The organism is Phenylobacterium sp. (assembly GCF_031425575.1).
Lineage (GTDB): Bacteria > Pseudomonadota > Alphaproteobacteria > Caulobacterales > Caulobacteraceae > Phenylobacterium.
In genome coordinates, this window is record NZ_JANPJP010000079.1 from 1 (window position 1) to 6,242 (window position 6,242).

General features: G+C 68.1%; 7 protein-coding genes and 1 tRNA gene. 5 read left to right on the plus strand and 3 right to left on the minus strand.

Annotated elements, in window-relative coordinates; all coding sequences use genetic code 11:
* Positions 1–432, plus strand: a 432-nt coding sequence (locus RMO97_RS04335; RefSeq protein ID WP_310539315.1) for an acyl-CoA dehydrogenase, incomplete at its 5' end; no start/stop codon positions are given.
* A 62-nt stretch (positions 433–494) separates the two neighbouring features.
* On the opposite strand, the gene RMO97_RS04340 is transcribed toward RMO97_RS04335, so the two are convergent.
* Together RMO97_RS04340 and RMO97_RS04345 are read right to left on the minus strand one after the other, a co-directional pair.
* Entirely contained in the window at positions 495–1,223 is a 729-nt protein-coding gene (locus RMO97_RS04340; RefSeq protein WP_310539316.1) for a hypothetical protein, read from the minus strand.
* Positions 1,224–1,231: 8 nt separating this feature from the next.
* Positions 1,232–2,629 (minus strand): Mur ligase family protein, encoded by a 1,398-nt coding sequence (locus RMO97_RS04345; RefSeq protein WP_310539317.1) that lies wholly within the window; start codon positions 2,627–2,629, stop codon positions 1,232–1,234.
* Positions 2,630–2,750: 121 nt separating this feature from the next.
* On the opposite strand from RMO97_RS04345, the gene RMO97_RS04350 reads away from it, so the two are divergent.
* The 4 genes from RMO97_RS04350 to RMO97_RS04365 all read left to right on the plus strand — a co-directional run bounded on the left by RMO97_RS04350 (position 2,751) and on the right by RMO97_RS04365 (position 5,253).
* Positions 2,751–3,059 carry a hypothetical protein gene (locus RMO97_RS04350; RefSeq protein ID WP_310539318.1) on the plus strand — a complete coding sequence of 103 codons (309 nt, stop codon included), beginning with the start codon at positions 2,751–2,753 and terminating at the stop codon, positions 3,057–3,059.
* 171 nt (positions 3,060–3,230) lie between these two features.
* A complete protein-coding gene (locus RMO97_RS04355; RefSeq protein ID WP_310539319.1) occupies positions 3,231–4,271 on the plus strand; it encodes a hypothetical protein in 1,041 nt (346 codons plus the stop codon).
* 64 nt (positions 4,272–4,335) lie between these two features.
* Positions 4,336–4,411: transfer RNA gene (locus tag RMO97_RS04360), tRNA-Asn, on the plus strand.
* 104 nt (positions 4,412–4,515) lie between these two features.
* Positions 4,516–5,253 (plus strand): hypothetical protein, encoded by a 738-nt coding sequence (locus RMO97_RS04365; protein ID WP_310539320.1) that lies wholly within the window; start codon positions 4,516–4,518, stop codon positions 5,251–5,253.
* Here the strand turns inward: RMO97_RS04365 and RMO97_RS04370 are convergent.
* The coding region (locus tag RMO97_RS04370) for a GlxA family transcriptional regulator (RefSeq protein ID WP_310539321.1) at positions 5,250–6,242 on the minus strand (993 nt) is incomplete at its 5' end. The two genes, RMO97_RS04365 and RMO97_RS04370, sit on opposite strands and share 4 nt — an antisense overlap.

Here is a 6,242-nt window from a genome sequence, read left to right on the forward strand (position 1 = left end):
TGCATCGAGGAAAGCGTCAAGTATGCGCGGGCCCGCAAGCCCTTCGGCAAGCCGCTGGCCGAGAACCAGGCCATCCAGTGGCCGCTGGTGGAGCTGGCCACCCAGTGCGAGATGCTCCGCTGGCTGATCCGCAAGACCGCCTGGGACATGGACCACATGGAGCACAAGGAGATCGAGCGGCAGATCTCCGACAAGGTGTCGATGTGTAACTACTGGGCCAACCGCCTTGTCTGCGAGGCCGCCGACCGCGCCATGCAGGTGCACGGCGGCATCGGCTATTCGCGGCACAAGCCCTTCGAGCACATCTATCGTCACCACCGCCGCTACCGGATCACCGAGGGCGCCGAGGAGATCCAGATCCGCAAGGTCGCGGCCTTCCTGTTCGGCTTCATGGGGCCCAAGAAGAAGGCCTATGCCGAGGCCGGGCTCTGAGTCTTCCACCAGGGCTCGCCCGGGAGAGAGGCGCCGATCTTCGCCGGATCGGGTACCTCGCGTCAGGCCCCGGCGATTTCGCGGGCCAGGGGGGCTGGGACCTTGGCCTCGTCCGGCGCCGTCAGGTCGGTTCCCTCCGGGCCGGCTATGGTTCTGGGCGCGGTCCAGGTCGCGCCCCCGTCGGCGGTGTCATAGCGGAACCAGAGCGGGGCCTGGTCCTCCCGTTCGGCCTTGGCCACCAGGGATCCCTTGCCCGCCCGGCTGACCGACAGGCTGACGAATTCCGGGTGCTCGGTCGGGGCGTTCAGCGCCTCCGGAGAGGCGAGCCCGGCGCAGACCAGGGCGCCGCCGCCGGTGGGCAGGAGGGCGATTCCCAGCGGCCCGCCGCCCTCACGGGTGACTTTGGTGATCAGGTAGAGACCGGCCGGGCCGTAGCGCACGGCCTGGACCTGCGAGATCGGGTCGACCATGTAGCCGGCCCAACCCCCGCCGGTCTTGCGGAACACCGTCGCGCCGGTGGCGCCACCGATCACCACCGGGCCGGGGAACCCAGCGGGCGAGACCACAAAGGCCTGCGGCGCCTCCACCAGCAGCCGGCGGCTATTGCGGTCGAAGGGCGCGGGCGCCGCGCAGTCCCATTCCCCTTCGTGCGCCAGCAGCGCCTCGCGGGCGGCGTTCTGCTCGGCGTCGGTCAAGGGCGTGACGGCCGGTGGGGGCGGCGGGACCGGCGCGGGCTTTTGACAGGCCGCCAGGCTGAGCGCGGCGACCAGGGCGATCATCGGCGGGCGCATGGCGGTCCTCATCCGTAGAGGCGGTCCATCACCGCCGGCAGGCTGTCGGGCAGGCCCAGCAAGGGACCAGAGGACAGCAACAGCACGATCTCGTCGCCCTTCAAGTTCGAGAGCTGCTCGGTCACGGCCTGGGCGTTGGTGGGACCCTCGACCCTGACCCCGGCGGCATAGACCTGGTCCAGGATTTCGGCGTGGGTGGACTGGTGGTGGGTCTCCGCCCCATGTCCCGGCGGCGGGATGATCAGCACCCGGGAGACGCCGGAAAACACCGTGTCGTACCAGGCCAGGGCATCCTTGCTGCGCCAGGAGAAGGTGTGGGGCTCGAACACCACGATCAGCGGGCGGTCCGGATAGTGCAGCTGCAGGGCGTCGATGGCCGAGCGAGCCTTCTCGTAGGACGATCCGAAGCCTTCGATCAGCGGGACCCTGGAGGTTCGGGTCAACCGATCCAGGCGGCGGCGGATGCCGTCGAAACTGGCCACGCCCTTGACCAGGTCCGCCTCGCTGACCAGGTGGCGCTCCCGCAGGAAGGCGCTGACGCCGACGATGTTCTCGATGTTGTGCGCGCCCAGCAGGGTTGTGCTCAGCGGCAGGCGCTCGCCGTCCCGGTGGACCAGCGTGAAGGTCGTGGTTTCGCCATAGGCCACGTCGTCGCTGAACCAGCCGTCGCAGGGAACCGTGTCGTACCAGACCGTGTGGGCCTGGGTTTCGGCGGCGATCTTGTGGATGGCCGAGTGGTCGCGGGCCACCATCAGCCCGCCCTTGGGCAGGTCCTGCATAAGCCGGATGAACGGCGCCTCGTACTCGCGGAAGGTCGGGAAGACGTTGACGTGGTCATGGACCAGGGAGGTCAGCAGCAGGTGGGCCGGGTGGTAGAGGTCGAACTTCGAGCGCCCATCGCCATTGCCGACGATGTACTCATCCCCCTCCAGCACCATCTCGTGGCGGGTCCCCCAGTGGCCGGTGGCCGGCAGGGAGGGCGAGATCGCGCCGATCATCCAGCCGGAGTCGTGGCCGGCCTCTCGCAGGATGTGGGCCATCAGGGCCGAGCAGGTGGACTTCCCGAAGGAGCCCGCCACCACGATGTTTTCGCGCCGCCCCGTGGTCTCCCCCACCAGTTCGGCGAAGGTGGTGATGCGGGCGCCGCGGGCTCGGGCGGCGGCCACCTCCACATTGTCGTCGCCCCCCAGCTTGGCGCTGGTCCCCAGCACCAGGACGTCGAGATCCTTCGGGAGGTTGGCGGCGTCGAAGCGATAGGTCACAGGGAAGCCCAGCCCGGCCACATAGGTCGACATCGGCGGGAAGACGTCCTCGTCGGAGCCGGAGACCTCGTGTCCCGCATCGCGCATCATCAGCGCCACCGCGCTCATGCCCGCCCCGGCTATGCCCGTGAAATGAATGCGCATGCGATTCCGCCTGAGACCGGCCCTGAGTTAGCCGAGGCTGCGGCCGCGCGTCGAGGGCGCTCTATTGTGGAGGCCCGTGTTGGCGGCGACACTGCCGCGCCAACCTAGGTGGAGACCTTCAGTGAAACCACGCGTGACAGTCTGCCTACGCCCGGACGGCACGTTCGAGATGCTGGTCAATGAGGCGGGCCGAGACCTGCTTGTCAAAGAGCTGCAGGGGTTGAGCGAACGCTGGGACCACTTCCACATGGATCACTACGACGACCCCGACATCGCCGACGCGACAGACGTCCTACTCGCGGCTCATCCCTACAATGAGGGCGACGAGGTGCTGCTGAACGGCAAGGTGCTTTTCCGGCCGGACCATTGGGACCGCCAGTACTACCCACACGTCATGACCCCCGAGGCGACCGACGCGGTTAAGACCTGATTAACCATAAGGGCGGAGTCTCTGGTGGTCTTCCTTGAAGACACCCCACCATCACCACTTCACAGCCCGGCCTCGGCCGGGCTCTTTTTTCGGTCGCGGGCCAATTTGGTTTGGCCGCCCCGGCGTCAAGGCGCGCAGGCTCCCTCCAAAATCGCGTGTGGAGGATGCGCCATGGCCAAGGCCCCGACCGGCTTCAAGACCCGCCTGGAACCCCAGGACGAGTTCACCCACGATCCGGGTGACGTGAAGAACTACAACGAATCCATGTACTTCAACGTCTTCGATCCGAGGACGAAGACCGGCGGCTGGTTCCGCATCGGCAACCGCGCCAACGAGCACTACGCCGAGATGACCATCTGCCTCTACCTGCCCGACGGGCGGGTGGGCTTCATGTTCGCCCGGCCCGCCATCACCGACAATTCGGAGATGAACGCCGGGGGACTCAAGGTCGAGGTGATCGAGCCCTTCAAGCATCTGCGGGTGACCTATTCGGGCAAGGCGCTGATTCTGGAGCGTCCCCACGAGATGGCGGACCCGAAAAAGGCCTTCCGCGACAATCCGTCCCTCCCCTGCACCATCAACCTCGACTACGAGGGCGTCTCGCCGATGTACGGCGGCGAGACCGTGCGCGAGGACGGGGTCCCGATCGAGATCGACCCGGAAAAGTCCTTCGCCAAGGCCCACTACGAACAGCACTGCTCGGCCAAGGGCGCCTTCACCATCGGCGACGAGCGTTTCGAGATCCAGGGCTACGGCCTGCGCGACAAGTCCTGGGGCCCGCGCCACTGGCAGGCCATCGACTGGTATCGCTGGTGCCCGATGAACTTCGGCCGCGACTTCGGGATGATGCTGTCGGTGATCGGCGACGGCAAGGGCGGCGCGCGCCAGGGCGGCATGGTGTTCGAGGGTGGCGCCTATGACCTGATTTCCGAGTGCGTGATCGACTCAGACTGGGACGAGCGCGGCTACCAGACCGCCCTGCGGGCCAAGGTGAAGACGCAGGGCGGCAAGAGCTATGAGGTGACCGGCAAGGTCATGTCCCTGATCCCCTTGCGCAACCGCCGCACCACGCCGGACGGCCAGGAGCTGCACACCCGCATCACCGAGGGCATGACGGAATACCGGTGCGGCGACCTCGTGGGCTACGGCCTCAGCGAGTACCTGGACCAGATCGTCGACGGCCAGCCGAACGGCAAAGCCGCGGGGTACTAAAAGAGCGCTCAGACGCGCTTGCACCGACGCGCGGGCCATCGTATACGCCCGCCTCCAACGGTGATCCCGGATAGCTCAGCTGGTAGAGCAGTCGGCTGTTAACCGACTTGTCGCAGGTTCGAGTCCTGCTCCGGGAGCCAGTTGGAATTTCAGACCTCGCCGGTCTCCCCCTCCCCTATTGTCAGTCCTGGACGGAACCGCCGCCACGCGCCGGCTTTCCCCTGGTTTCAAGCGGAGCTTTGACATGAGCGGAAAACCCCTCGGACGCAGCCTCGCCGTGCTGCTTGCGGTCGTGGCCGCCATCGCCATCCCCGCGCTCCAGGCGACCCAGAACTTCGGCATGACGGCCCAAGAGTTCTCCAGCCAAGGCGACCAGACCCTGCGGGCCGCCGGATACGCCTTTTCCATCTGGGGGCTGATCTATTTGGGCATGGCCGCCTACGCCGTCTATCAGCTCACTGCGGCGCCCGAGTCGCCCACTCTGCGCGCGGTGGCCTGGCCTTCCGTGGTGGCCATCGCCGGCTGCGGCGCCTGGCTCCTGGCCTCGGCCTTCAACCAGCAATGGCTCAGCGTGGCGATCATCCTGGTCTCGGCCGGCGCGATGATCAGCGGCCTGATGCGCGCCCGCGCCGCCGAGACGCCCGCCTTCCGCGACAAGCTGCTGATCGTCTGGCCGCTGTCCCTGCTGGCCGGCTGGCTGACCATCGCCTCGGCCATCAACATCCTGACCGTCCTGACGGCTCAGGGCGTCATCGGCCCCGACCTCACCTGGGCGGTGATCGGCATCGCCGTGGTGCTGACCTTTGGCGGCTTCGTCGGCTGGCGGCTCCGCTCCCCGGTCTATCTCGCGCCCATCGCCTGGGGCCTGATCGGGGTCTATGTCGCCGAGCAGGCCGACAAGCCCATCGCCGCCTGGCTGGCCGCCGGCGCGGCCCTGGGGCTGGTCGCCGAGGCCCTGGCGACGCTGCGCAAGGGACGCTAGGCCGCCACGCGGCCAAACCTCTGGCGATATTCCCCCGGTGTTATCCCCACGCGTTTTTGAAATGCCCGGTGGAGACCGTCCAGGCTGCCGAAGCCTGAGCGCTCCCCCACCCGCGCCAGGGGCCAGTCGGAGGTCTCCAGCAGGGCCTTGGCCCGGTCGACGCGCGCGAGCTCCACGAAGGCGGCGGGCGTTGTCGCCGTCTCCTTCTGGAAGACCCGCGAGAAGGTGCGTTCGGTCATGCCTGCGCGACGCGCCAGTTCCGGCAGGCTGAGATCGCCGGAGGGATCAGCAGTCACCTCCGCGATCAGGGTTCGCAGGCGCGGCGTCGCGGCGGCCTGCACCCCTAGGCCCGCGCTGAACTGGGTCTGCCCCCCCGGACGGCGCATGAACAGCACCAGGTTCCTCGCCACGGCCAGGGCGACCTCGGCCCCCAGGTCGGCCTCCACGAAGGCCAGGCACAGGTCGATCCCGGCGGTCACTCCGGCGGAGGTGTAGAAGGGCGGGTCGGCCACGAAGATGGCGTCCGGCTCCAGTCGCACCTGGGGGCGGAAGCTGCGCATCTCCTCGCAGGAGTCCCAGTGGGTGGTGGCCCGCCGGCCGTCCAGCAGGCCAGCCTCGGCCAGAACGAAGGCGCCCGAGCAGACGCTGCCGATCCGGCGGATCTTGTCGCGGCGGACCTGCAGCCACTCCGCAAGCCCGCTGCCACGCATGGAGAGCAGCCCCGCATGGTCGCCGCCGGCCACCAGGACGGTGTCCAGGCCCGCGGGCAGGTCGGCGATCGGCGTGAAGTCGGCCAGGCGGAGACCGGAATTGCAGGTGATCATCCCGCCCTCCAGGGACGCCAGGAAGATGTTGTAGGCCTGGGCGCCGGCATAGCGGTTGGCCATGGCGAACACCTCCAGCGGACCAACGAGATCGAGGGACTGGGCCCCGTCATAGCCGATCAGAACGACGTTGCGGGGCGCGGGCTGGAGCGAGGTCATGGCGTA